The sequence below is a fragment of the Pseudomonas sp. LH1G9 genome (genome assembly GCF_002949975.1).
Lineage (GTDB): Bacteria > Pseudomonadota > Gammaproteobacteria > Pseudomonadales > Pseudomonadaceae > Aquipseudomonas > Aquipseudomonas veronii.
In genome coordinates this window covers 5,744,329-5,768,146 of the sequence record NZ_CP026880.1, presented here as the reverse complement: position 1 = coordinate 5,768,146, position 23,818 = coordinate 5,744,329, and the positions used below count along the sequence as shown (strand labels likewise).

Genomic DNA, 23,818 nt, shown 5'->3' with positions numbered 1-23,818 from the left:
AAAGTCAGCCCACCAACCCTCGCACAATGAAGTACAGCAACGAAGGCCCGAGCAAACAGCCAAGCCCGGTGTGGAACGTCGCGGTCAGCGCGCCATACGGCACCAGGCGCCGATCCGTCGCCGCCAGCCCCGCCGTCACGCCACTCACCGTACCGGCCAGCCCACCGAACACCATCGCCGAACGCGGGTTATCCAGGCCCATCCAACGCGCCGCAACCGGCGTGCCGACCATCACCAGAATCGCCTTGATCAAGCCAGTGGCAATCGACAGCGCCATCACATCCGAGGTCGCGCCGATCGCCGCACCGGTCACCGGGCCGACGATGTAGGTCACGGCGCCGGCGCCGATGGTGGTCATGCTGATCGCATCGCGATAACCGAACACCCAAGCCATGCTTGCACCGACGATAAACGGCAGGATCGTGCCCAGCAGCAGCGCAATCACACCGATCATCCCGGCCTTGCGCGCTTCGGTGGCTTGCACTTCAAACGCCGTGGCGACGATGGCGAAGTCGCGCAGCATCGCGCCGCCCATCAGGCCGATGCCGGAGAACAGCGATATATCCGCCAGGCCTTTTTGCCCGCCGGTCATGGTGCCGCCGACCCAGGCCAGCACCAGGCCGATCACGATGGCAATCGCCGAGCCGTGAACGCGCCCGAACGTCAGACGCTTGGACAGCACCATGGAAATCCACATCACCACGCCCACGAACGCAAAGGCGGTGACCAGGCCGTTATGCTCCAAACCCTTTTCAATGAGAGCCCACATATCAGCGGCCTCCCACGACAGGTGTCGGTGTGATCAGCGGTTCTTCATCGGGCAGCGGTTCGCCCTTGTGCGTGCGGCTGATCAACGCGATGGTGCAACCACACACCACCACCGAACCAATCGCCGCGAGCACCGCGACCGGGCCGCCGTGCAGAGCGGTGACCACGTTTTGCTGTGCGGCCATCGCCACCACCACAGGGATGTACATCGCGCCCCAGAAGCCGACGCCCATTTCGCAATCCTTGGTCATGCCGCCGCGTTTGTGCATCCACAGCCGTGCGCAGATCAGCAGGATCATCGCGATGCCCACCCCGCCCACGTTGGATTTGACGCCGAGCAACACGCCAAGCATGTCGCCCATGATCACGCCCGCGAGCGTGCAGATCGCCAGCAATGCCACACCGTAAATAATCATTGTTGTTGTCCTCAAAGTGCTCGATCGATTTTTTGTTGTTGTGCTTCGAAAGCCTTGGGTGGTGCTTTATCGGTGGCGGCGCTCCTCCTCTTCCAGCAGGGCCTGCAAGGTGTCCAGGCGCGCACCTTCGCAGGCGATCACCGTGCCGTGTTCGAACACGCGGCGTGACAAGCCGGTGAGAACGGCGCCGGGGGGCAGTTCGATCTGCAGGCGCACGCCGCGCTCATAGGCGCTTTGCACGGTGCCGCGCCAGTCGACGACGCGGCACATGTTGAAGGCCAGGTCGTCGCGCAATTGCGCAGGGTCGCGGATCGGCCGCGCCCGGGTGCTGCTCAAGTAGCTGATGCGCGGTGCCTTGAGCGTGACGAACGCTTCAGCCAGCACCTGGGCCGGGCGCTCCAGCAGCGCGCAATGGGACGGCACGCTGACGGCCAGGCGCTTGGCGATACCGTTGCCTTTGACGCGCTGGGCGACACGCTGCATCGCTTCATCGCTGCCGGCGATCACCGTCTGGTTGTCGGCGTTGATATTGGCCAGGTACACCGGGGTTTCGGGACTATGGATGTCGGCCAGCAGGGTTTCGACAGTGGATAAATCCGGGCCGATCAGGGCGGTCATGCCATAGCCCTGTGGATAAGCCTGCTGCATCAGTTCGCCACGCAGGCTGACCAGCCGGACGGCGTCGGCAAAGTCCAGGGCACCGGCAATCACCGCCGCCGGGTAAGCACCGATGGACAAACCCGCCACATAGTCCGGCGTGCGCGCCAACAGGCGCGCATGGGCCACACCCGCAATCAACAGGCACAACTGCACAGCGCGGGTACTGGCCAAGGCTCGCGCAGAGTCGAGTGGGCGAACGTCTTCAGCCAAGGCCTCGCTGGCTTCGTCCAGCACCGACGCGGGCAAATGCCGAAGCATGCCAGGGCGTTGCGCGCCCTGCCCCGGAAACACCAGCAGGCTGCTCATATCAGCGCCTGCCAGGGATCGATGACCAGGTGCGCGCCGCTGGCGGTTTTGAGTAATACGCGACGTGACGAGCCGGCCCATTCGCGCAAGGCGACGGCGCCAAACGGGGTTTGCAGTTGCAGGTCCACGGCGCAGACCACCGTGTCCAGGATCGCCAGCAAGTCCCCGGCGTCGCGTCGCTCCAGCGGCTCGGGGGTGTGCAGGATCAAATCCAGATCGCTGGCGTCATGCAGCGCTTCGATGCCCGTGGCCAATTCAAAACCCGCACTGCCGCTGACGCCCCAATCCTTCTGCGCCAGCAGCGGCCGCAGTTGAGCCAGCGCCCGCAATGCCGGCAAATCCCGTGGCGATGTCACCTCGCGCAGGGCTTGCGGCGTCACGCGCCGCCGCACCAGCGCCAGCGGCATCTGCGCGGCGAAACGCTGCTCGCGCAAACGCCCACGCACGCCGACCGCCACCTGGCCCGGTTGCGCAATGGCGCGGCGGACCACCACCGGCTGCCCGGCACCGAGCGCCTCCAGCACCCAGGCCGGCGCATCGGCAGGCACATGCGCCGGGGTCATGCCCCAGAGCAGGTCGTGGGCGTTCACCATTGCGCCCGCAGCAGTTGGCGCACATGGCTGGAGGCGGCGCGATGGGGCGCACCCAGGCGACCGCTCAAATCGCGGCCATCGACATCCTTGATCGCACTGACCAGGCAGTCGCTGACCCGCGCCACATCGTCCTTCGTCGGCTGTTCAATCTGGCTGACCGACAAGGTCTCCCAGAGCAAACCGAGGCTGGCATAACTGTCGATGTCATAGGCCATCGGCGGCACACTGGCGGCCAGAGCTTCGAGCTCTTCGACGCTGCGCAGGGTCACCCGCGCCGCCGAGGCCTTGCCCATGGCGTGAACCATCACGCCGGGGTCGCGCAGGGCGATCAGGCGGTTGGCCTGGTAGCCGTGGGCGAGGAACGCGCCGGACATGGCCTTGCCCACCAACAACCCGATCACCGGGTGCCCGGCCAGACGGGCCCGAGCGTAGCTGTCGACCGCGGCGGCCAGGGCTTGATGGATGCCGAGGGCTTCTTCGCGACGGCCATAGGCCTGGCTCGGCACATCGACGATGGCGATCAACGGGCGCTGGTCGCCGGTCGCAATGGCTTCATCCACGGCTTTGGCCAACCCCCAGCCTTCGAGCAGGCCGACTTCGCCATTGCGTGCGCGGGGGAAGCGGTTTTGCGCGTCAGGGACCACGGCGATAAAGCGCACCGTGTGTTCACCCAATACGCCATCGGCGACTTTCAGCGAGTCCGGCAACCCTTCCACGGGTTGGGCGCCGGCACTCAACGCGTTGAACCACTGCAAGCCTCTCATGAGTGTTCTCCCTGATACAGATCGCGAACCGTCGCCGGGTCGATTTGCGGTTCGGCGTCCAGTTCAGCCAGGCGCGCCAGATAGAAGTCGGCGCGGCGACTGCGTTGTTGGGCGGGCAAGCCGAGCTGCAATAGCGCGCTGACGGTCTGCTGAATCTGCGCGACATCATCCGCCACGTAACGGTCGGCCAAGCCGCTGTTGAAGCGTTGTTCGCCACCGGTCAGGCTCCAGATAAAGGGCCGGTCGCGGGAATCGTATTCATCCAGGCCGGCTTCCTGCTCGATCACCTGCGGACCGTTCAGGCCCAGGCGCGCTTCGCGGGTCACCAGCAGATAGCTGCACAGCCCGGCGGCGATGGACATCCCGCCAAAGCAACCGACGCTGCCCGCCACCACGCCGATCACCGGCTGATACTGGCGCAGATCGACAATCGCGGCGTGGATATCGGCAATCGCCGCCAGGCCCAGGTTGGCTTCCTGCAGGCGCACGCCACCGGTTTCCAGCAGCAGCACGGCGCGGGTCGGGATGCCGTTGCGGTTGTCTTCGGCCGCAAGTTCAAGGGCTCCGGCGATTTTTGCGCCGCCGACCTCACCGAGGCTGCCGCCCTGGAAGCTGCCTTCGATCGCGGCGATCACCACCGGCTTGCCGGCGATATTGCCTTTGGCGATCACCACACCGTCGTCGGCCTGGGGCACCACGCCCTGACGGCTGAGCCAGGGCGACATGACCCGTTCGAACGGGTCGATCAGTTCGCGGTAAGAACCTGCGTCCAACAAGGCCTTGGCCCGCTGCCGTGCGCCCAGTTCGACGAAGCTGTGTTTGCTGAGCAAGTCAGTCATGGCCGATCTCCTCGAAGCCTTGTTCCAGGCGCAGGCGCACCACGCCGGGCGTGGCACCGAAGTCGTGGATATCAATGTTCAACGCGGGCGGCGTGTGCTCCTGGAAGATCCGCTCGAACAGGTGCTGCCAGCGCTGTTCGGCGCCATTCACCGAGGTCTCTACCTGAATGCTCAGGATGCCGGGCGTGCCCGGTTCCAGCAGCACTTCGAGGTCGCCCGAACCGACACACCCCACCAGCGCGCGACCTTTGGGCGGTTGCCCGGCGGGAAATTCAAAGGATAAGGTTTCCATCAAAACGCTCCATCGAGGCGGTCGATAAACAGGCAGGCGGCCAACAGGTCAGCGGCGCCGCCGGGGGAGGCATTCAGGGCCAACAGCTGTTGGTCGAGTTCGTGCAAATGGCGGCGACCGGCCAGGGTTGCGCTGCCGCCTGCGTCGAGCACCGCTTGGGCGCCGTGTTGCATGGCGTGCAGGCCCGCAGTGCCGGCGCGGTAGAGCACGCAGGTGTCGGCCAGGGCGGTCATGATCGCGAGCAATGCATCCAGGCGCGCGTTCTGTTCACCGGCCTGTTGCTGGCGGCTTTTGTGCAGTTGCGGCAGGCCGCGTTGCAACACCGAGGGGAAACCCAGTTGGGCTTCCTCACGGGCACCGCGTGCGCCGTAGCGTTGCGCCACCTGCGCGCCGTGGCTCATGGGTTGCGGGGCATGGCGATCGTCGAGCAGGGCCAGTTTTGCCGCTGTCAGGGTTACGGCATTCGGGTGAAGGGATTGGGGTTCCAGTGCCGCAGCCGCAGTGAGTAAGCCGAGGGCCCAGATCGCACCGCGATGGGTGTTCACGCCGAGGGTGGTGACGAGCATCGCCTGTTCACCCTCACGACCGATGCGGCCGAGGGCTTCGCGCAGGGGCAAGCCGACTTCACCGATGTCGCGGGCGGCTTCGGCCATTGCCAGGAACATCGGCCACAGCGACAGCGCCGAGGCATGCATCAGGCCCAGGTGCAAATCGCGGTGGGCGCCGTTGCCACGACGGTCCACCAGGGCCGGTTTGGGCGACAGGTCGGCTTCGTCGATCAGGGCGTCGACGGCCAGGTCCGCCAGGCGTTCGGCAACGCTGAGTGGGTGCAGTTTGAGGGCGCGCATTTACCAGCTCCTGAACTTGGCGGGAGGGTTGTACAAACCGCCGGACCACTCCACCAGGTCGGCCACGCTCTTGGCGGCCAACAACTCGCGGATAGCGTCGGTGCGGCGGATGCCGAGGTCTTCAGGCCAGGCGATCAGGCCCTCACGGCGCATGCGCGCGGTGTCTTTGGGGTTATGGCGCATGCCGATGGCGGTCACCCCGGCGACGGCGGCAATCATCGCCTGGCGCTCTTCCAGGGAGCGCGCCTTGTACAGGTAGGCGATGCCTTCTTCGGTGAGCAAGTGGGTGACGTCGTCACCGTAGATCATGATCGGTGCCAGGGGCATGCCGCTTTTGCGCGCCACCTCCACCGCGTCGAGGGTGTTGACGAAGGTCGGTTTGCCGCCTTCCTGGAACGTCTCGACCATTTGCACCACGAGCTTTTTGCCGCGCTCCAAGAGTGCTTCGGGAGCATCCTCGTGACGCATGTCGAGCCAGGCCGGGGTGCCATGGCGGCGGCCACGCGGGTCGTGGCCCATGTTCGGTGCGCCGCCGAAACCGGCGAGGCGCCCGCGGGTGACCGTGGAGGAATGCCCGTCGCCGTCGACTTGCAGGGTGGCGCCGATAAACAGGTCCACCGCGTATTGGCCGGCCAGTTGGCAGAACATGCGGTTGGAGCGCATGGAACCGTCGCGGCCGGTGAAGAACACATCCGGGCGGGCGGCGATGTAGTGTTCCATGCCCAGTTCAGTGCCGAAGCAATGCACGCTTTCGACCCAGCCGCTTTCGATGGCGGGGATCAGCGTGGGGTGCGGGTTGAGGGTCCAGTTGCGGCAGATCTTGCCCTTAAGACCCAGGGATTCGCCGTAGGTGGGCAGGATCAATTCGATGGCGGCGGTATTGAAGCCGATGCCGTGGTTGAGCGACTGCACGTTGTGTTTTTCGTAGATGCCGCGGATCGCCATCATCGCCATCAGCACATGCACCGGCTTGATGTGGCGCGGGTCACGGGTGAACAGCGGTTCGATGTAGAACGGCTTGTCGGCCACCACCACGAAGTCGACCCAACTGGCCGGGATGTCGACGCGGGGCAAGTCGGTGACGTCATCCACCAACTGATTGACCTGCACGATGACAATGCCATCGCTGAACGCTGCCGGCTCGATCAGCGCCGGGGTGTCTTCGGTACTCGCGCCGGTGTAGATATTACCGGCGCGGTCGGCCATGAAGCCGGCCGAGAGCACCACATTGGGGATCAGGTCCACCACCAGCCGGGCGTAGAGTTCGATGTAGGTGTGGATCGCGCCGATTTCCAGCAGGCCGTCTTCCAGCAACTGGCTGATGCGCAGGGATTGGGTGCCGGCGAAAGAGAAGTCGAGCTTGCGCGCGATGCCCTTTTCAAACAGGTCCAGGTGCTCGGACCGGCCGACACTGGGCATGATCATGTGCAAATCGTGGAGCTTGGCCGGGTCAGCCTTGGCCAGGGAGCGCGAGAGGAAATCCGCCTGCTTCTGGTTATTGCCCTCCAGCACCACGCGGTCGCCGGGGAGAATCAGGGCTTCGAGGGCCTCAACGATTTTGTCGCTGGGCAGCACGGCCCCATCCGCATACTGCTTGACCAGCCCGAGCCGCCGCTGCTTCTCGTCGCGCCGCCGCGTCCAGCGCGAGTCGGGGGTAATTATTGTTGTCATGGTCGCTCCACGGGTTTGCTGTCGTGGGCTGTACCTTAGGAGTGATTCAGAGGGGCATCAATCAAGCTGGGCGGCGGATCGTTACGGCTGGAGTAATGAATCAGCCACAGACACGGGGTTAAGCCTAATGGGGAGCAACATGCCCCCCAAAACAGCCCACGGCGCTACTCGAAGCGAGGTAAATGCGGAACCACCGTCGGCTTTTGCGCACTCACCCATGCGTCGAACCCTCCGGTGATCGATGTTACGTGCAGGTAGCCCATATCAAGCAGCGATACAGCCGCGAGTGCTGCACGACCACCCGTTTTGCAGTACAGCACGACCTTAAGGTCCCGCGAACTGAGTGCGGTATCGTTGGACAGTTTAAATTCCAGCATTCCGCGCGAGGCATGCACAGCGCCCGAGATATGACCTGCGGCATACTCGTCGGCTTCACGTACATCAATAAGTACATCCGCATTCTGGATAGCCAGGTCAACGTCTTCGATGGCAACTTCTTCGATACGGGCTTTAGCGTCTACTACAAGATCGTGGGCAGTTTTAATCATGGTATTTGGGAAGCGTCCAGTTGGGAGAGTTAGCCGACGTTCAAAGCGGCGCCGCAACACCTGCGCGGCTGCCATCGGTATTAATCATGTGGTCGGCCATTTCGGAAAACATACGTTGCAGCTTCGCATTCAGGACTGCGTCATCCACCTGCTCGTTGATTGCCTGACACATGCACAGCATCCATTCGTCGCGCTCGACAATACTGACTGCAAAGGGCGCATGTCGCATGCGCAAACGCGGGTGGCCACGTTCCTGTTGAAACAGTGGCGGACCGCCAAGCCAGCCACTCAGGAACTTGAATAGACTGTCGGCGCTGCCGGCAAGACTCGGCGGGTGCATCTGGCGCACTCTTCGCGCCTCGCACAGCACCTCCATCAATTCGTAAAAGCGGTCGACCAGTTTATGGATACCCGCCTCTCCCCCTAACTGGAGATAAGTACTGGTGTTGTTCTTATGCACGGTACTCAATAGTTCAGTCATATCGTCAGCACTCAATGTTGGAACTTTATCCCGCGGGCAAGCGCATGTGTCACACAGCACTGCCATTGGCAGATGACGCCGCCGTCGTTTATCGCAACGGGCCATGACCAGGCAGTTAGCACGCGCCATGCCAAGAGCGGAAATGTGTTTTTTATTGATTGATAACAAATACTTAACTATTCGCGCACGAAGATGGCAGATGCGTTGGCAGTCACATATTCTGCCAATCGGCTATGACGGCAGTGGTTGGCAGTCAGGGTGCGGGCGAGCGCCTACGACGTGTGGCAGGCCGAGCATTGGGAGCAGCGGATTGATTGAGCTCTGAAGACGAGCGCTAACCTGTGTGGGAGGGGGCTCGCCCCCGATAGCAGTGGCTCAGTTACAGATACTGAGACTGACACACCGCCATCGGGGGCAAGCCCCCTCCCACATTTGTTCGGCGGTGTCTTTTAAATAGCGGTCCCCAAAAGGGAGTGATCAGTCGCTGTTTGGGAACGTTTCAAGATGCTGGAGAAGGGCTGACTTGATCCCGCGCTCTGTCGACCAGCAACTGCCCCAAAGCCGCCATTTGCTGGATTCCGAGCATGATTGCGCGCTGCGAGCGACACGTTCATGCAGGGCGCAAAATATTGCAGGAAGAATCCGAACGCTGACTCATCACAACTCCATCACCACCTTGACCGCTCCAAGACCTTCGAGGGCGTAGCTGTTGTACTCATACACGCCCCCCTGAATATCCAACCGAAGCACGCCCTCATGCTCACTTACTTGCACATCGGGTTCTTTGGTTTTCAGAAATGGATGAGCCGACACCAACCCTGTGAGTATTTCCTGATCACTCCCCAGGTCCTTATGAACGTAGTACCTGTAGGAAAAGCCCACCGTCGCACCACCCTGCCCATCCCGCGCGCCGTAGATTGAGGTGCCGTTGCCCAAGGAATGTTTCAACACCACCTCATCCAGATCCGGTGTCCCGGGCGACATGACCCAACTGCCCGCGATATAAATCAGGCAGACCACTAACAGGCAGTTACGCAGGATCGGTATGAAGCCTTCAGTGGCCTTGAGAAATCGCATACTCAATACCTCTCCTTATCCAATATTGATCTCGCGGGTCATCACCAAAAGGATCACCTCCCCACCATGATCCAAAATCCGGATGGGTGGTTTTTGCGATGGTCTGAGCAACACCAGCGGCGCGCAGCAACACGTGCTCAGGAATGCCCAACACCGTACCAGTTGCACCGTAATTGAAGTTACCAAAAGCCTCGTATTGGCGCCCTCGCTTGTTGTAGTTCCATGGCCCGGCAGCTCTGACCTGAGAATAAAACCAGGAGTAGGCGAACGCCGAGCCTGACTGGAGATGAACACGCTTGCATTTGGCTATTGCCATATTTTCTAGAAGTGAAACACCAGGCGGCATTAACGGTACGGCCATGTGCCGGTCCTTGTCGGCAGTGAGGGGTGCTGAAATTAGCATCCCACTCAGGCCAGAAAACCTGCCCAATCAAAGTAAAGAAATTGCCTACATAAACAACATCCCATTCCGACAGAGGCTCGCCCCCGATGGCAGTGGCTCAGTTACAGATACTGAGACTGACACACCGCCATCGGGGGCAAGCCCCCTCCCACATTTGTTCGGTGGTGTCTTTTAAATAGCGGTCCCCAAAAGGGAGTCCCATTCAGGCCGGAAAACCTGTCCAATCCAGGCAAAGAACTTGCCTACATAAACAACATTCAATTCTGACATCAGTGCGCTCAACGCCAACCTGTGTGGGAGCAAACCCCTCCCACATCGGGATCATCGCAAGGCTTATGTTCAGGCCAGGCCGGATTCAACCAGCAGGGCTTCTAACCCCATCAAATCCGGCACTTTCGCCACATGCTCCCCCACCTGCACCGCCGCCAGTTCCAGCGGGCACAGCGGCACATCCACGTAGCTCAACTGGCTATCGAGTTTGTACGAGCGGGGAATCCCCTGGATCACCATCGCAATGAACTTCAATGACGGCCGCCCGCCCAGGGCGTTCAGCACGACGATGCGCGAGCGCTCGCCGGTCACGCTGGCTTCACCGCAGGCCGCTTCGAAGCTGATCAGCGGCAATTGCCGGTCGCGCCAGGTCACTTGCCGCAGGTACCAGGGCGGTGCGTCGCTGGCCGGTTCGCCGCGCTGGAAGTCGATCAGTTCAGCGATGGCGACGTTGGGCAGCACCAGGTGGCGGTCGGCGAGGGGCAGGAGCAGGCCGGTGAGTTGGCTGGTGCGGTGGTCAAGCATGGGACTTGCTCCAATAGGCGATGCTTTCCAGCAGCACCGACTCCTGATACGGCTTGCCGAGGTAGTCGTTGACGCCGATGGCCATGGCGCGGTCGCGGTGTTTCTGGCCGGTGCGGGAGGTGATCATGATGATCGGCAAGCGCATCAGCCGTGGGTCGTTGCGCACCTGGATGGCCACTTCGAAACCGTCCATGCGCGGCATTTCGATGTCCAGCAGCATCAGGTCCGGGGTGTGTTCTTCCAGCACGGCCATGGCGTCGATGCCGTCCTTGGCGGTGAGGACGTTCATGCCGTTGCGCTCGAGCAGGCGGCTGGTGACTTTGCGCACGGTGACCGAGTCGTCCACCACCAGCACCAGCAGCGGGCGCTTTTTCAGCGGCGCGTTGAGCAGCAGCGGGACGTCCACCACCTGGGCCGGCAAGGCCGGTTGCCGGGCGCGGATGTGGGCGAGCAGGTCGATGATCAAGACCACGCGGCCATCGCCGAGAATGGTCGCCCCGGAGAGCCCCTTCACCCCGGCAAACTGCGGCCCCAGGCCCTTGACCACGATTTCCCGGCTCCCCGCCATGCTGTCCACCTGCACCGCCACGTGCCGTTCGTTGTACTGCACCAACAGCACCGGCAACGGTTGGTACTGGCCCAGCAGTTTCGGGCGGGCGACCGTGTGCAACAGGTCACCGAGGTAAAACAGCTCATAGCGCTGGCCAGCGTATTCATAACGCGGCGGGTCCAGTTGATAGTGCCCTTCCAGCTCATGGGGCAACACGCGCACCAGGCCTTCGATGGTGTTGAGCGGCATCGCGTATTGATCGTCCGCGCACTGCACCATCAGCGCACGGTTGACCGACACGGTGAACGGCAGGCGAATACGAAAATGCACGCCCGCCCCCGGTATCGAATCGATAAACATCGAGCCGCCAAGCTGGCGCACTTCTTCATGCACCACGTCCATGCCCACGCCGCGCCCGGAAATCTGGGTGATCTTTTCCGCGGTGGAGAACCCCGGCTGCAGGATGAACTGCAACACGTCATGGTCGCTGATCTCTTGATCAGCGGCGAGCAGGCCGCGCTTGATCGCCTTGCGCCGTACCGCATCGAGAGACACGCCGGCACCGTCGTCGCGCAGGTCGAAGAGGATATCGCCGCCTTCGTGGGTCAGGTCCAGGGTGACGCGGCCCTTCTCGGGCTTGCCGGCCAGCAGCCGCGCCTCGCGGGACTCCAGGCCGTGATCGACGGCGTTGCGCAGCATATGTTCCAGCGGCGCGACCATGCGTTCCAGCACGTTGCGGTCCATCTCGCCCTCGGCATTGCCGACCACGAATTCCACGTCCTTGCCCAACTCCTGCGCGACCTGGCGCACGATGCGCTTGAGGCGCGGCAGCATGCGTTCAAAGGGCACCATGCGCGTTCGCATCAGGCCTTCTTGCAATTCGGTGTTGATGCGCGCCTGTTGCTGCAACAGGTCGTGGGCATCCTGGTTGCGGCGTTCGAGGGTTTCCTTGAGGTCGAGCAAGTCGGAGGCAGACTCGAACAACGCCCGGGACAGTTGCTGCAACTGTGAATGACGGTCCATTTCCAGCGGGTCGAATTCGTCATAGTCCAAGCGCTCGGCTTCGGCCTGCTGACGGCTGAAGAGGCGGCCCTGGGTTTCGCTGTCGAGCCGACGCAGTTGGTCGCGCATGCGCTCGAGGGTGGTTTCCACCTCATTGAGGGCAACCTGCGCGTCGTTGACCTGCTGTTCGATTCGGCCACGGAAGATCGAAGTTTCACCGGCCAGGTTGACCAGGTCGTCCAGCAGGTCGGCGGAGATTTTCACCATGTCGGCCGTCGGTTCGACAGCCGCTTCGGCCTTGCCCGTCACCAACGCCACCGCCGCCACCGGCTCATCGCTGGGGTGGACCAGGCTCTTGATGCGCTCGATGAGTTTGTCCACCGAGCCCACTGGCAAGCCCGCCGCCACCGCATCGATCATCTGCGCCAGGCGGTCGTGACAACCTTGCAGCAAGGCGAACAACTCAGAGGACGCCACGAGCAAACCGGAGGACAAGCCTTCGTAGAGAAACTCCAGCTCATGGGCCAAGTCGCCGATCGGGCCGATCTCGACCATGCGCGCACCGCCCTTGAGGGTGTGCAGGTCGCGCAGCAGGGTTTCGACTTCCTGGCGGTTATGGGGCTCTGCCTGCCAGCGCAGCAACGCCGCGCCCGAGCTGTCGAGAATGTCGGCAGCTTCTTCGAGGAAGATATCCAGCAATTCAGGGTCGATGCCCAAGGTATGCGCGGTCGCGACCGGCGCCGTGGGCGAACCGCTGTGGCGCAACGCCCGGACTTTGGCGATCAACTCACTGGAATCGCTCAGCGCCTGATGCTCTTGTAGCTGATCCAACTGCAACGCCAAGTGCTCATGACTGGACATCAGTACCTGGGACAGCTCGCCGGAATAGCTGTAGCGGCGGTCCGCCAGACCTTCGTAAAGGCCTTCCAGCTCGTAGGCAAGGTCGCCGACCGGCCCGATTTCGGCCATGCGCGCGCCGCCCTTGAGGGTGTGCATATCGCGCTGCAACGAGGTCAACGGCGCTACGCCCTCGGGTTCCAGCAACCAGCGCTTGAGGGATTGCCCGGCGCTGTCGAGGATATCCACAGCTTCTTCGAGGAAGATCTCGACGATCTCATCATCTACCACCGCGTGCCGATCCAGCCGGGCCGTCGCGGCGCCCAGTTCGGAGATGCTCAGCGCACGGCTGCCGTCGCTTTTGATCAGGCCGGTGGCGGACGGGTCGAGGGCGCCATCCAGCAGCTCGCGCAAGGCTTGCATGCGCGCCGGGGCCGGGCTGATTTCCTGGCCGGCGGCCAGTTGGTCGAGCATGTTGATCAGCGCTTCGTGGGCCTGTTCGGCCTCCTGGAAAAACCGCTCGCTGACCGCCAGGCTGCTTTCTTCCACGGCGCCGTAAAGGTCGAGCAGGGCTTCGCACAGTTCGTCGATGGCGTGCAGGTCGGCGAGGTGCGCGCCCTGCCCCAGGGTGGTCAATTCGTCCAGCAGCGCGGTCAGTTCCTGGCGTTCGCCGGGGTGTTGTTGCCAGCGGCGCAGCAGGCTTTCGGCATCGAGCAGGATGTCCATGCCCTGGGCCAGGAAGTTGTTGATCAGTTGCGGATCACGCTTGATCCGCAGCCCGGTGCTCGGCGCTTCGAGCTGGGCTTGAAGCTGCTGATCGAGCAGGCTTTGGGTGCGACCGATCAGGTCGGCGGCCCCTTGGATCGGCATCAGCGGGTCGCCGTTCAACTGGCGCAAGCCCCGTTGGAACAGGCCCTCGGCCTCCAGCAGCAGTTCCACTTCATCCAGGTCCAACGGCAGGCGGTGGGCCTTGTACTCGCGGGTCAGGTGATCGAGCGGGCGCGCCAGTTCGGCGATCGGCAGCACGCCGGCCATGTAGGCGCTGCCTTTGAGGGTGTGCAAGGCGCGTTGCAGCTCATCGCTGACTTGCAGCGGCACATGCTCGGCGGCCTGGCGCAGGAAATGGTTGAGGCTGTCGAGGTGGCTCTGGACTTCGTTGCGGAAGATCTCCAGCAGCATCGGGTCATGGGGTTCGGCAGCCGCCACGGCAGTGCCGCTGGCCAACGCGTGGGCGCGCGCGGCCAGGGCGTCGACCGCGTCCCGCTGGCGCTGGGCACCGGCGGCGAAGTCGGCGATCAGTTCCGGCAGCAGGGCCACTGCTTCATCCAGCACCTGTTGCACCTCGGGGCCGGCGGCCACGCTGCGCTCCAGCACGCGGTTGAGCAGGTTCTCCACGGCCCAGGCCAGTTCCGCCAGCACCAGGGCCCGCACCATGCGGCCGCTGCCTTTGAGGGTGTGGAAGGCACGGCGCATTTCGCCGAGGGCGGTTTTATCGACGCCGCTCGGCAGATGGTGGTGCAGCACCTCGAGGACTTCGGCGGTCTCTTCGAGGAACACTTCACGTAGTTCGTCGTCGATCGGCTCTTCACCGGCCGGCGGCGGCAGCAGGCTGCCGGGGCGTTGCAGGGCGGGCGGGTTCAAGCGCGAAGCGGGATTGGCCAGCGCGTCGAACTGGGACTGGCTCGGCGTGCTCTCGCTCGACAGCGCACCATCCGGCGCCACCAGCGCCTGGCGCCAGGGCTTTTCGGCAGGCAGATAACCCAGCGCGGCCAGGCCCCGGGTGGCCAGCTCCAGCACCCGTTCGCCAGCGGCGTCGGGGTCTTGGAGCATGCGCTCCAGGTAGTACTCCAGGCCGCTGATCACGTCGGCGAAATGCTCCAACTGCTCTGCGGACGGCACAGCGTCGTTGATCATCAGTTGTTCATCGATGTAATCGGTGCAACCGCGCATCAGGCTCGCTGCGCGTGGCAGTGGAATCATCGCCAGGGCGCCGCGCACCTGGCTCAACAGCTCCGGCAGGGACTCCAGGCGCTGGCGCTCCCACTGGGCGTCGATGCAGTCGATCACCAGCTCTTTGGCTTGCTTGAGGCACTGGCAGGACTCGCGGATCACCAACTGATGAATCTGCGTCAGGTCGGTGGTGGGCAAACGGCTTTCTTCGCGGTTTTCCGGTTCGACCGTGCCCGCCATCCCGGCCAGCGTGGCTTCGACGTAGAGCAAGGCGCCGGCGACATCCATCAGCACCGCATCGTTGGGTTCGCGCTGGCCCTGGGCCAGGCTCAACACCACCGCAAGCTGGTCGATGATAACTTTGCGCGGCTGGCCAAAGCCCAGCACCGCGAGGGTATCGGCGATTTGCCGCAGCGGCGCCAACAGCGCATCGAGGTCGCTGGTGTGTTGACGGTCGCTGCGCACGAACAGGTCGAGGCGTTCCTTGACCCGCACCAGCTCCTCGCACAACGCGCCGAGCACCGAGCCCATCGCATTGCGGTCCGGCCCGGCCAGGCGCGCCCGTTCGGCATCGACCACGGCGCTGTCGGGCAAGGCTTCATCGAGGCCGTAGCGTTCTTTCAGGCTTTGCATGCGCGGCGTTGGCCGGGTGACTTTGGCGACGTAGAACAGCAGGCTCTTGAGCAGTTCATCCGGCGCCGGCTGGTTGATGCCGCCAATGCCCTGGACGAGCAGGCGCTTGAGTTGCTTGTCGCTGGCCTTGAGTAGGCTGCGCAGCGCCGGGCTGTTGGCGATCACGCCGGTCAACATGCCCTCGACCAGCGCCGAGGTGACTTGCCACAGCGGCAACAGCGGCGCGCCCTGGCACAGCGCTTCGAGGCGCGCGAAGACTCGCGCCATGTCTTCCAGGTTGCTCGGGCCGTGATCTTCGCGCAGCAACCCGGCCAGGGCTTGTTGCAGCAGCAGGTGCCACTGGCGCACCTGCTCGTTCAGGTCGGGCGGCGCGCGTTGCGCCAGCGTTTCTTCGGACAACGGCGCAATCGACAGCAGTTGCGGGCTGAACAGGCTGGTTTCGGACAACAGGCTTTCGCCGCGCGCACTGCGCAGGTCGTTGAGCAGCGGCAACACCACCAGCGGCAAGTCGCGGCGCGCGCTGTGAATGCGGTCCAGGTACAGCGGCAATTGGCCGAGGGCTTGTTGTAGCAGGCGGATGCTTTCATCGCGCTGGCTGACGCGCCCGGCCTGCAGGGCCAGAGCCAGGGCTTCGATTTCTTCGGCGAGCAGCGCCGCGCCGTAGAACTCGACCATTTGCAAAGCGCCATGCACTTGATGGATGCACGCCAGGCAATCGCCGAGGGTGTCGTTGTCGGTGGTTTCGACAAACGCGTCCAGCGCCGAACGGGCCTGTTTCAGGGTTTCGGCAATGTCGCCCTTGACCCATTCGAGGGCCACGTAGTCGTGCCGATCAACCATAACTGCTCCGCTTAGAATTCATGAGTTGCTGGTGTTCTTGAAACAAAGAGCGAGATCACATGTGGAGGGGGCTTGCTCCCGATGACGGTGTATCAGTCACCTGATTCATTGACTGACCCACTGCCATCGGGAGCAAGCTCCCTCCCACATTTGGATTGCATTTCAATCATCAGCCTGCTTAGCAGCCGGCAAGGTGAAGCCCGATACTGAGCGGCGCAACTGGCTGGCCATTTTCGCCAGGTTGCCGATGCTCTCGGCGGTAGCGGTCGAGCCCGATGAGGTCTGGCTGGTGATCTGCTGGATGACGTTCATGGTCAGCGAGATCTGCCCCGCCGACGACGTCTGTTGCTGCGCCGCGTTGGAAATACTCTGGATCAGCGCCGCCAGGGTTTTCGACACGCCTTCGATCTCTTCCAGCGCCACCCCGGCGTCCTGGGCCAGCCGTGCGCCGCGCACCACTTCAGTGGTGGTCTGTTCCATCGAGATGACGGCTTCGTTGGTGTCGGCCTGGATCGCCCGCACCAGGGTTTCGATCTGCCGCGTGGCCGCCGAGGAGCGTTCGGCCAGGCGTTGCACTTCATCGGCAACCACCGCGAAGCCGCGCCCGGCATCCCCGGCCATGCTTGCCTGGATCGCGGCGTTGAGCGCAAGGATGTTGGTCTGGTCGGCGATGTCATCGATCAGGCTGACAATGTCGCCGATCTCCTGGGACGACTCGCCCAGGCGCTTGATGCGCTTGGCGGTGTCCTGGATCTGCTCGCGAATGTTGTCCATGCCGTGGATGGTGTTGTGCACCACTTCATTGCCCTTGTTGGCGATTTCCACCGAGCGCTCGGCCACCGCCGAGGATTCAGCCGCGTTCGCCGACACCTGATCGATCGACTGGGCCATCTGCTTGATCGCGGTGGAAGCCTCGGCGATTTGCTGGGCCTGATGCTCCGAGGCCTGCGCCAGGTGCATGGCGGTGGCCTGGGTGTCCTGCACCGCGCCGGCGACCTGGCCGGCGGTGAGGTTGATGGTAGCGACAAGGTCGCGCAGTTGGTCCACGGAATAGTTGATGGAGTCGGCGATGGTACCGGTGAAGTCTTCGGTCACCGAGGCCGTCACGGTGAGGTCGCCGTCGGCCAGGTCTTCGATTTCATCCAGCAGGCGCATGATCGCGTTCTGGTTGCGCTCGTTCTTCTCGGCGGTTTCCCGCAGTTGCTGGTTGGTGGCGCGGACCATCACCAGGCCGATCAGGATGATCGAGGCCAGCGCCAGCAAGCCCAGCACATAGCCGCCGATCGTGTCGAAGCTGCGCCCGCCGGCGAGGTTTTCAAAGCCGGTGGCCAGGAGCGAGGCTTCATCGAGCAGGGTTTGCGAGAGGTTGAAAATATTGCTCGCCGAGGCCCGGACCTGGAACAGTTGCGGCGAGGTTTCGAGGATCTCGTCCACGGAGCCGGAGACAAACTCGAACAGCTCGGCGATTTCCGCCAGGCGCGCCCGTGCGTCGTGGTCCTCGACCTGGGTGATGCGCAGCCCGGGGTTGCCCTGGAGCATGCCGGTGAGCACCTGGCCGAAGCGGTTGGCATCGCGGCCAAAGGCATCGGCGGCCTGCGCGGCGGTTTCGTCACCGGCCAGCACGGTGTTGACCGCCCCCAGGATCCGTTCGGCCAGCAGCGACTGGCGCTGGGCCAAGGCCACCTGGCTGGCCGGGGCGCCGCGTTGCAGCAGGATATCCACGACCTTTTCCGATTCCATCTGCAGTTGCGGCACGGTTTCGGCCAGGGTCGCGGCAACTTGATGCAACGACAGCACGGTCTGTTCGCTGGCGAGGATCGCGTCGGTGTTTTTCAGCAGCGCTTCCCAGTCGGTCTGCACCGCCCGCATCTCTGCACGTACCGCACTGGGCGCGGCGGGCAGGCCGGTGGCCGGGTCGCCCTTTTTCAGGTAACCCCAGCGCCGGGCAAAGTCATTGCGCGCCTCCGCCAGCAACTTGAACGCCGCGGCCTTGCCGGCGGCGGCTTCGGTGGCGTTCTTGGCGATACGCTGGGACAGCACCCGCAACTCACCGGCGTGGCCGATGTACTGCTTGTCGTAGGTGGACTGGGTGTTGAGGTACGCGAAGTTGGCGAACAGCAACATGATGAACACGATCAGCGCAATAAACAGCACGATGATCTGCGAGCGGCTGCGTGAGCCTGCCTGGGGTTTGGGCGTGGTAGCGGTGGTCATGCGGCAACATCCATGAAGCCAGGGGCCTGGGCCAGAGCGAAGGGGCTGAAGACCTGCCATTGCTGATCAGCGTCGAACCGGCCACTGATAAAGGGCACGCCGGGGGTGGCGCTGGGCAACAAGGCGTCTTGTGCGAAATGCTGCATACCCACCACCTCGTCCACCAGCAGCCCGATAAATATGTCCTGGTATTCCACGACCAATACCCGCCGCTGCTTGTCCGCCTTGGACAGCGCATGGCCGAGGAACCCGCCGAGATCCATCACCGGCAGCAGGCGCCCACGCAGGTTAGCGACTCCTCTGATCCAGGTCTTGACCCCGGGCATTAAAGTGCAGCGCGGCTCATGCAGCACTTCGGCGACTTCGCGCATGGGCGCGACAAACCACTGTTCGCCCACGCGAAAGCCGATCCCGCTCCAGCCTTGCAGGCGGGTTTCCTGGGACGGCAGGTCAGCGGCCAGCAGGCGACAGCGGCGGTCGATGTCCAGCAGCAGCTCGAAGGCGGTTAGCGACTCGGTCATGATGGCGTGCCGTCAGCGGGCCAAGACCTTGTTCAGGGTGGCGATCAGCGTGGCTTCGTCCACCGGCTTGGTCAGGTAATCCTTGGCACCCTGGCGCGCGCCCCAGATTTTGTCGGTTTCCTGGTCCTTGGTGGTGATGATGATGATCGGGATGCTGTTGGTTTCCCGCTCCTTGGACAACTGGCGGGTGGCCTGGAAGCCATTGAGGCCCGGCATCACGATGTCCATCAAGACCGCGTCGGGCTTTTCCTGGCGGGCCAGGGCCACGCCGTCGGCACCGTTTTCCGCTTTCAAGACCTGATGACCGTGCTTTTCCAGCATGCCGGTCAGTTTGTACATTTCGGTCGGCGAATCGTCGACGATCAGAACACGTGCCATGGTTTTCCCCACTACATTGGAAGACGCACGCCCTTGTGAGGTTGCGTCAGTGTGCTTGTTCTACTGCGGCGAAACCCGGCACGTAGGCCTTGATCGCGCCCAGCAGTTCTTCCTTGCTGAAAGGCTTGGTCAAAAACTGATCGACACCGACGATACGCCCCTTGGCCTTGTCGAACAGGCCGTCCTTGGAAGACAGCATGATCACCGGGATCGACTTGAACGCCGGGTTGTTCTTCACCAGGGCGCAAGTCTGATAGCCATCCAGGCGCGGCATCATGATGTCGACAAAGATAATGTGCGGGTGATGATCCACAATCCGGGCCAGGGCATCGAAACCATCGATGGCCGTGATGACATCGCAGCCCACGTTCTTCAACAGGGTTTCGGCGGTGCGGCGGATCGTTTTCGAATCGTCGATCACCATCACTCTCAAGGCGTTGGAATGCTGTTCCATATCTGCTCTACCATCGCCACAGCGAATCGGTTTTCGGTGTGTACGGCCTGATACTGCCCAGGATGAGCGTCACAAGCCTTGGAATTCAGGGGCTGCTGCGCCGTGGCAGTCTTTTTAGCACAGTCTCGTGGAGCAATCTATCGAGCGACCCGCCAGGTGGTTTTTCCTTGACCCACAACAGTCGCAGCGCCACTCTGACGCCACTTTTATGCGCCCTAATTTGCTAGAGGAAATCCCCCATGAGCGTTCGCGTCGGCATTGTCATGGACCCTATCGCCAGCATTTCCTATAAAAAGGACAGCTCGCTGGCCATGCTCCTGGCCGCCCAGGCCCGCGGCTGGAGCCTGTTCTATATGGAACAGCGCGACCTTTACCAGGGCGACGGCGAGGCGCGTGCGCGGATGCGTCCGCTCGAGGTGTTCGCCAACCCTGAAAAGTGGTTCGAGCTGCAAGACGAAATCGACAGCCCCCTGAGCGACCTGGACGTGATCCTGATGCGCAAGGACCCGCCGTTCGACATGGAATTCGTCTACTCCACCTACCTGCTGGAGCAGGCCGAGCGCGCCGGCGTGCTGATCGTCAACAAGCCGCAGAGCCTGCGCGACTGCAATGAGAAGCTGTTCGCCACGCTGTTCCCGCACTGCACGCCGCCGACCGTGGTCAGCCGCCGCGCCGATGTGCTGCGCGAATTCGCCGCCAAGCACGGCGATGTGATCCTCAAGCCGCTGGACGGCATGGGCGGCACCTCGATCTTCCGCCACCGCGCCGGCGACCCGAACCTGTCGGTGATCCTCGAAACCCTGACCGCCCTGGGCACCCAGCAGATCATGGGCCAGGCTTATCTGCCGGCGATCAAGGACGGCGACAAGCGCATCCTGATGATCGACGGCGAACCGGTGGATTATTGCCTGGCGCGCATCCCGGCAGCCGGCGAGACCCGCGGCAACCTGGCGGCCGGCGGTCGTGGCGAAGCCCGGCCTTTGTCGGACAAGGACCGCTGGATTGCTTCCCAGGTCGGCCCGACCCTGCGGGAAAAAGGTTTGCTGTTCGTAGGCCTCGACGTAATTGGTGAACACCTCACCGAAATCAACGTCACCAGCCCGACCTGTATTCGCGAGATCGACAATGCATTTGGCACGAACATCGGCGAAATGCTGATGGCCGCGATTGAGCGTAAGCTACAAGCCAAGTGACATAGAACAGCCGGACACCCGCCAACATTGCGTTATCATGCGCCACCTGTGAAACACGCGATGTTGGTTTTCTTGTCATGACACTCCCGTCCGATCTGCCCTTCGAACCCTCCCCCAGCGGCGTGCGCCCGGCTGATCGGCTCGGATTTACCCTGTTTCTCGCGGCATTGATCCACCTGGCGCTGATCCTCGGCGTGGGTTTCACCATGGTCGAACCCAAGCAAATCACCAAGACCCTGGAAATCACCCTCGCCACGTTCAAGAGCGAAAAGAAGCCCGAGAAGGCCGATTTTCTCGCCCAGGACAATCAGCAGGGCAGCGGCACGCTGGACAAGAAAGCCGTGCCCAAGACCACCGAAGTGGCACCGTTCCAGGACAACAAGGTAAATAAAGTCTCCCCGCCGCCGACGCCCAAGCCCGAAGTCCCGCAGGCCGCGCCCAAGCCTGTGGTGACCACCGTCGCGCCGAAACCGCAAAAAGCCGCGACCCAGCGCGAGAAAACCAAGACCGAACCGCGACCCGAGCCCGTCAAGCCGGCGCCGACCTTCGACAGCTCGCAGCTCTCCGACCAGATCTCCAGCCTCGAAGCCGAACTGGCCAATGAGCAACAGCTGTACGCCAAGCGCCCGCGCATCTACCGCCTGAACGCGGCGTCCACCATGCGCGACAAAGGCGCCTGGTATAAGGACGAGTGGCGCAAGAAGGTCGAACGCATCGGCAACCTCAACTACCCGGACGAGGCCCGCCGCCAGCAGATCTACGGCAATTTGCGCTTACTGGTGTCGATCAACCGCGACGGCACGTTATATGAAGTGCAGGTGCTCGAATCGTCCGGCCAGCCGCTGCTGGACCAGGCCGCCCAGCGCATCGTGCGCCTGGCCGCGCCCTTTGCGCCGTTCAGCGGCGACCTGAATGACGTGGACCGCCTGGAAATCATCCGCACCTGGCGGTTTGCCAAGGGCGACCGCCTGTCCAGCAACTGATAACCCCAATCAACACCAATCACTGTAGGAGCGAGCTTGCTCGCGAAAAACTTGAGAGCGACGCGGTTCTACCTGGAGCACTTCGTTATCGTTGGCGTTTTTCGCGAGCAAGCTCGCTCCTACAGAAAAGGCGACGGCGCTGTATTCGGATCACTCCCAGCTTGTCAGTTCGCCCCTCCAACGCCACACTAGCGGACATGAAAAATGTCAACCCGACCTACCTCAAGCACCAATTCCTGATCGCCATGCCCCATATGGCCGACCCGAACTTTGCGCAGACCTTGACCTACATTGTCGAGCACACGGCCAATGGTGCCATGGGGTTGGTGGTGAACCGCCCGCAGGAGCTGAACCTGGCCGATATCCTCGAGCAACTGCGCCCGGAGATCGACCCGCCAGCCCGCTGCCAGGGCGTGCCGATCTATATCGGCGGGCCGGTGCAGACCGATCGCGGCTTTGTGCTGCACCCGACCGGGCCGAAGTTCCAGGCCACGGTGGACCTCGACGGCGTGTCGCTGTCCACATCCCAGGACGTGTTGTTCGCCATCGCCGACGGCGTCGGCCCCGAACAGAGCGTGATCACCCTCGGCTACGCTGGCTGGGAAGCCGGGCAACTGGAGGCCGAGCTGGCCAGTAACGCCTGGCTGACCTGCCCCTACGATGCCGACATTCTGTTCAACACTGCCGCCGAGCTGCGCCTGGACGCGGCCGCGGCCAAGCTGCGGGTCAACCTCAGCCTGCTGACCAGCCAGGCGGGGCACGCCTGATGGCCTTGCGTCTGATCCTCGGTTTTGACTACGGCACCAAACAGATCGGCGTCGCTGTCGGCCAGGTCATCACCGGCCAGGCCCGCGAGCTGTGTACCTTGAAAGCCCAGAACGGCATACCGGACTGGAACCAGGTCGAAGCCCTGATCAAGGAGTGGAAGCCCGACGCGGTGGTGGTCGGCCTGCCCTTGAACATGGACGGCACCCCCAGCGACATGTGCCTGCGCGCCGAAAAGTTCGCGCGCCGCCTCAACGGCCGCTACAACCTGCCCTTTTATACCCACGATGAGCGCCTGACGACCTTCGAAGCCAAGGGTGAGCGCCGCGACCGTGGCGGGCAGAAAGGCAGCTACCGCGACAACCCGGTGGACGCCATCGCCGCGGCCTTGCTGTTGCAGGGTTGGCTGGATGAAAACACCGCGTTATTTGAATCCTGACTGACGCGGCTTGCCGCGTCTTTTTACGTTTGAGCCCGGTCCTTGCTGGCAAACCCCGCCGCGCAAGGCCTTGAAGGAGCGACCATGAGCCTGCCAAACCCCGCCGAACTGATCAGCCAGATGGCGATTCGCCTCAAGGCCCACCTGAAACACCGTGGCATCAGCGAGCCGCGCTTCATCGGCATTCGCACGGGTGGCGTGTGGGTGGCCCAGGCGCTGCTGCAAGAGCTGGGCAACGATTCGCCGCTGGGTACGCTGGATGTGTCCTTCTACCGCGACGACTTCAGCCAGAACGGCCTGCACCCGCAAGTGCGCCCGTCGGCCCTGCCGTTCGAGATCGAAGGCCAGCACCTGGTGCTGATCGATGACGTGCTGATGAGCGGCCGCACCGTCCGTGCCGCGCTGAACGAGCTGTTCGACTACGGCCGCCCCGCCAGCGTGACGCTGGTCTGCCTGCTGGACCTGGACGCGGGCGAGCTGCCGATCAGCCCGGATGTGGTCGGCGCGACCCTGTCGCTTTCAGCCCAGCAGCGGGTAAAATTGTCCGGTCCCACGCCGCTCGTACTCGAACTGCAAGACCTTGCCCTTTAAACCGCCT

At 63.1% G+C, this 23,818-nt stretch carries 24 protein-coding genes and 1 pseudogene; 5 read left to right on the top strand and 20 right to left on the bottom strand.

The annotated features are described in order from the left end of the window. Positions 1-4: 4 nt before the first annotated feature. The 20 genes and pseudogenes from madM to pilG form a co-directional block, all read right to left on the bottom strand. The gene (madM, locus tag C5F70_RS26680; protein WP_104904309.1) at positions 5-769 is read right to left on the bottom strand and encodes a malonate transporter subunit MadM; all 765 of its coding nucleotides are present in this window, start codon (positions 767-769) and stop codon (positions 5-7) included. Position 770: 1 nt separating this feature from the next. Beyond that, positions 771-1,184 carry a malonate transporter subunit MadL gene (gene madL / locus C5F70_RS26675; RefSeq protein ID WP_017844982.1) on the bottom strand — a complete coding sequence of 138 codons (414 nt, stop codon included), beginning with the start codon at positions 1,182-1,184 and terminating at the stop codon, positions 771-773. A 66-nt stretch (positions 1,185-1,250) separates the two neighbouring features. After that, positions 1,251-2,150 (bottom strand): malonate decarboxylase subunit epsilon, encoded by a 900-nt coding sequence (gene mdcH, locus C5F70_RS26670; RefSeq protein WP_104904308.1) that lies wholly within the window; start codon positions 2,148-2,150, stop codon positions 1,251-1,253. Next, entirely contained in the window at positions 2,147-2,743 is a 597-nt protein-coding gene (locus C5F70_RS26665) for a malonate decarboxylase holo-ACP synthase (RefSeq protein WP_104904307.1), read from the bottom strand. The genes mdcH and C5F70_RS26665 overlap by 4 nt, the downstream gene beginning before the upstream one ends. Beyond that, the gene (mdcE, locus tag C5F70_RS26660) at positions 2,737-3,507 is read right to left on the bottom strand and encodes a biotin-independent malonate decarboxylase subunit gamma (RefSeq protein ID WP_104904306.1); all 771 of its coding nucleotides are present in this window, start codon (positions 3,505-3,507) and stop codon (positions 2,737-2,739) included. The genes C5F70_RS26665 and mdcE overlap by 7 nt, the downstream gene beginning before the upstream one ends. Continuing rightward, positions 3,504-4,346, bottom strand: coding sequence for a biotin-independent malonate decarboxylase subunit beta (locus C5F70_RS26655; RefSeq protein ID WP_104904305.1), 843 nt, complete (start codon positions 4,344-4,346; stop codon positions 3,504-3,506). Before C5F70_RS26655 ends, mdcE begins: the two co-directional genes overlap by 4 nt. Next, on the bottom strand, positions 4,339-4,638 hold the full coding sequence (locus C5F70_RS26650) for a malonate decarboxylase subunit delta (protein ID WP_017844987.1): 300 nt from the start codon (positions 4,636-4,638) through the stop codon (positions 4,339-4,341). Before C5F70_RS26650 ends, C5F70_RS26655 begins: the two co-directional genes overlap by 8 nt. Next, positions 4,638-5,486 carry a triphosphoribosyl-dephospho-CoA synthase gene (locus C5F70_RS26645; protein ID WP_104904304.1) on the bottom strand — a complete coding sequence of 283 codons (849 nt, stop codon included), beginning with the start codon at positions 5,484-5,486 and terminating at the stop codon, positions 4,638-4,640. Before C5F70_RS26645 ends, C5F70_RS26650 begins: the two co-directional genes overlap by 1 nt. Next, positions 5,487-7,157, bottom strand: coding sequence for a malonate decarboxylase subunit alpha (mdcA, locus tag C5F70_RS26640; protein ID WP_104904303.1), 1,671 nt, complete (start codon positions 7,155-7,157; stop codon positions 5,487-5,489). A 164-nt stretch (positions 7,158-7,321) separates the two neighbouring features. After that, positions 7,322-7,702, bottom strand: a complete 381-nt coding sequence (locus tag C5F70_RS26635) for a rhodanese-like domain-containing protein (RefSeq protein ID WP_104904597.1) — start codon at positions 7,700-7,702, stop codon at positions 7,322-7,324. Between the two features lie 43 nt (positions 7,703-7,745). Then, positions 7,746-8,186, bottom strand: a complete 441-nt coding sequence (locus C5F70_RS26630; RefSeq protein WP_046487987.1) for a group II truncated hemoglobin — start codon at positions 8,184-8,186, stop codon at positions 7,746-7,748. Between the two features lie 499 nt (positions 8,187-8,685). Next, positions 8,686-8,787 (bottom strand): annotated as a pseudogene (locus tag C5F70_RS31650) (DUF6124 family protein); the annotation flags it as partial. Positions 8,788-8,843: 56 nt separating this feature from the next. Beyond that, positions 8,844-9,263, bottom strand: a complete 420-nt coding sequence (locus C5F70_RS26625; RefSeq protein ID WP_046381766.1) for a hypothetical protein — start codon at positions 9,261-9,263, stop codon at positions 8,844-8,846. After that, positions 9,241-9,624, bottom strand: a complete 384-nt coding sequence (locus tag C5F70_RS26620) for a polymorphic toxin type 44 domain-containing protein (RefSeq protein ID WP_104904302.1) — start codon at positions 9,622-9,624, stop codon at positions 9,241-9,243. Before C5F70_RS26620 ends, C5F70_RS26625 begins: the two co-directional genes overlap by 23 nt. A gap of 381 nt (positions 9,625-10,005) precedes the next feature. Next, positions 10,006-10,461 carry a chemotaxis protein CheW gene (locus C5F70_RS26615; RefSeq protein ID WP_017844993.1) on the bottom strand — a complete coding sequence of 152 codons (456 nt, stop codon included), beginning with the start codon at positions 10,459-10,461 and terminating at the stop codon, positions 10,006-10,008. Then, positions 10,454-16,273, bottom strand: a complete 5,820-nt coding sequence (locus C5F70_RS26610; RefSeq protein WP_104904301.1) for an Hpt domain-containing protein — start codon at positions 16,271-16,273, stop codon at positions 10,454-10,456. The genes C5F70_RS26615 and C5F70_RS26610 overlap by 8 nt, the downstream gene beginning before the upstream one ends. 162 nt (positions 16,274-16,435) lie before the next feature. Then, a complete protein-coding gene (locus C5F70_RS26605) occupies positions 16,436-18,487 on the bottom strand; it encodes a methyl-accepting chemotaxis protein (protein ID WP_017844995.1) in 2,052 nt (683 codons plus the stop codon). Further along, the gene (locus C5F70_RS26600; protein WP_046381763.1) at positions 18,484-19,008 is read right to left on the bottom strand and encodes a chemotaxis protein CheW; all 525 of its coding nucleotides are present in this window, start codon (positions 19,006-19,008) and stop codon (positions 18,484-18,486) included. The genes C5F70_RS26605 and C5F70_RS26600 overlap by 4 nt, the downstream gene beginning before the upstream one ends. A 12-nt stretch (positions 19,009-19,020) precedes the next feature. Then, a complete protein-coding gene (gene pilH / locus C5F70_RS26595; protein WP_046487806.1) occupies positions 19,021-19,386 on the bottom strand; it encodes a twitching motility response regulator PilH in 366 nt (121 codons plus the stop codon). Between the two features lie 46 nt (positions 19,387-19,432). Next, complete coding sequence (gene pilG / locus C5F70_RS26590; RefSeq protein ID WP_010564379.1) at positions 19,433-19,840, bottom strand: twitching motility response regulator PilG; 408 nt, start codon at positions 19,838-19,840, stop codon at positions 19,433-19,435. 239 nt (positions 19,841-20,079) lie between these two features. Here pilG and gshB point away from each other — a divergent pair, with 239 nt between their 5' ends. The 5 genes from gshB to pyrR all read left to right on the top strand — a co-directional run bounded on the left by gshB (position 20,080) and on the right by pyrR (position 23,811). Then, on the top strand, positions 20,080-21,033 hold the full coding sequence (gene gshB / locus C5F70_RS26585) for a glutathione synthase (RefSeq protein ID WP_017844998.1): 954 nt from the start codon (positions 20,080-20,082) through the stop codon (positions 21,031-21,033). Between the two features lie 77 nt (positions 21,034-21,110). Then, a complete protein-coding gene (locus C5F70_RS26580; protein WP_017844999.1) occupies positions 21,111-22,016 on the top strand; it encodes an energy transducer TonB in 906 nt (301 codons plus the stop codon). A 197-nt stretch (positions 22,017-22,213) separates the two neighbouring features. After that, complete coding sequence (locus C5F70_RS26575) at positions 22,214-22,783, top strand: YqgE/AlgH family protein (RefSeq protein ID WP_104904300.1); 570 nt, start codon at positions 22,214-22,216, stop codon at positions 22,781-22,783. Then, positions 22,783-23,220, top strand: a complete 438-nt coding sequence (ruvX, locus tag C5F70_RS26570) for a Holliday junction resolvase RuvX (RefSeq protein ID WP_005792259.1) — start codon at positions 22,783-22,785, stop codon at positions 23,218-23,220. Before C5F70_RS26575 ends, ruvX begins: the two co-directional genes overlap by 1 nt. Before the next feature lie 84 nt (positions 23,221-23,304). Next, entirely contained in the window at positions 23,305-23,811 is a 507-nt protein-coding gene (gene pyrR, locus C5F70_RS26565) for a bifunctional pyr operon transcriptional regulator/uracil phosphoribosyltransferase PyrR (protein ID WP_017845001.1), read from the top strand. Positions 23,812-23,818: the final 7 nt, after the last annotated feature.

Excerpts from the sequence above, each read along its gene's own strand:
- C5F70_RS26625 (WP_046381766.1), bottom strand. The coding sequence starts at position 9,263 with ATGCGATTTCTCAAGGCCACTGAAGGCTTCATACCGATCCTGCGTAAC.
- pyrR (WP_017845001.1), top strand. The coding sequence starts at position 23,305 with ATGAGCCTGCCAAACCCCGCCGAACTGATCAGCCAGATGGCGATTCGC.
- mdcH (WP_104904308.1), bottom strand. The coding sequence starts at position 2,150 with ATGAGCAGCCTGCTGGTGTTTCCGGGGCAGGGCGCGCAACGCCCTGGC.
- mdcA (WP_104904303.1), bottom strand. The coding sequence starts at position 7,157 with ATGACAACAATAATTACCCCCGACTCGCGCTGGACGCGGCGGCGCGAC.
- C5F70_RS26610 (WP_104904301.1), bottom strand. The coding sequence starts at position 16,273 with ATGGTTGATCGGCACGACTACGTGGCCCTCGAATGGGTCAAGGGCGAC.
- C5F70_RS26655 (WP_104904305.1), bottom strand. The coding sequence starts at position 4,346 with ATGACTGACTTGCTCAGCAAACACAGCTTCGTCGAACTGGGCGCACGG.
- C5F70_RS26575 (WP_104904300.1), top strand. The coding sequence starts at position 22,214 with ATGAAAAATGTCAACCCGACCTACCTCAAGCACCAATTCCTGATCGCC.
- madL (WP_017844982.1), bottom strand. The coding sequence starts at position 1,184 with ATGATTATTTACGGTGTGGCATTGCTGGCGATCTGCACGCTCGCGGGC.
- C5F70_RS26645 (WP_104904304.1), bottom strand. The coding sequence starts at position 5,486 with ATGCGCGCCCTCAAACTGCACCCACTCAGCGTTGCCGAACGCCTGGCG.
- gshB (WP_017844998.1), top strand. The coding sequence starts at position 20,080 with ATGAGCGTTCGCGTCGGCATTGTCATGGACCCTATCGCCAGCATTTCC.
- ruvX (WP_005792259.1), top strand. The coding sequence starts at position 22,783 with ATGGCCTTGCGTCTGATCCTCGGTTTTGACTACGGCACCAAACAGATC.
- C5F70_RS26615 (WP_017844993.1), bottom strand. The coding sequence starts at position 10,461 with ATGCTTGACCACCGCACCAGCCAACTCACCGGCCTGCTCCTGCCCCTC.
- C5F70_RS26665 (WP_104904307.1), bottom strand. The coding sequence starts at position 2,743 with ATGGTGAACGCCCACGACCTGCTCTGGGGCATGACCCCGGCGCATGTG.
- mdcE (WP_104904306.1), bottom strand. The coding sequence starts at position 3,507 with ATGAGAGGCTTGCAGTGGTTCAACGCGTTGAGTGCCGGCGCCCAACCC.
- C5F70_RS26620 (WP_104904302.1), bottom strand. The coding sequence starts at position 9,624 with ATGGCCGTACCGTTAATGCCGCCTGGTGTTTCACTTCTAGAAAATATG.
- C5F70_RS26600 (WP_046381763.1), bottom strand. The coding sequence starts at position 19,008 with ATGACCGAGTCGCTAACCGCCTTCGAGCTGCTGCTGGACATCGACCGC.
- C5F70_RS26650 (WP_017844987.1), bottom strand. The coding sequence starts at position 4,638 with ATGGAAACCTTATCCTTTGAATTTCCCGCCGGGCAACCGCCCAAAGGT.
- madM (WP_104904309.1), bottom strand. The coding sequence starts at position 769 with ATGTGGGCTCTCATTGAAAAGGGTTTGGAGCATAACGGCCTGGTCACC.
- C5F70_RS26605 (WP_017844995.1), bottom strand. The coding sequence starts at position 18,487 with ATGACCACCGCTACCACGCCCAAACCCCAGGCAGGCTCACGCAGCCGC.
- C5F70_RS26580 (WP_017844999.1), top strand. The coding sequence starts at position 21,111 with ATGACACTCCCGTCCGATCTGCCCTTCGAACCCTCCCCCAGCGGCGTG.
- pilG (WP_010564379.1), bottom strand. The coding sequence starts at position 19,840 with ATGGAACAGCATTCCAACGCCTTGAGAGTGATGGTGATCGACGATTCG.
- pilH (WP_046487806.1), bottom strand. The coding sequence starts at position 19,386 with ATGGCACGTGTTCTGATCGTCGACGATTCGCCGACCGAAATGTACAAA.
- C5F70_RS26630 (WP_046487987.1), bottom strand. The coding sequence starts at position 8,186 with ATGACTGAACTATTGAGTACCGTGCATAAGAACAACACCAGTACTTAT.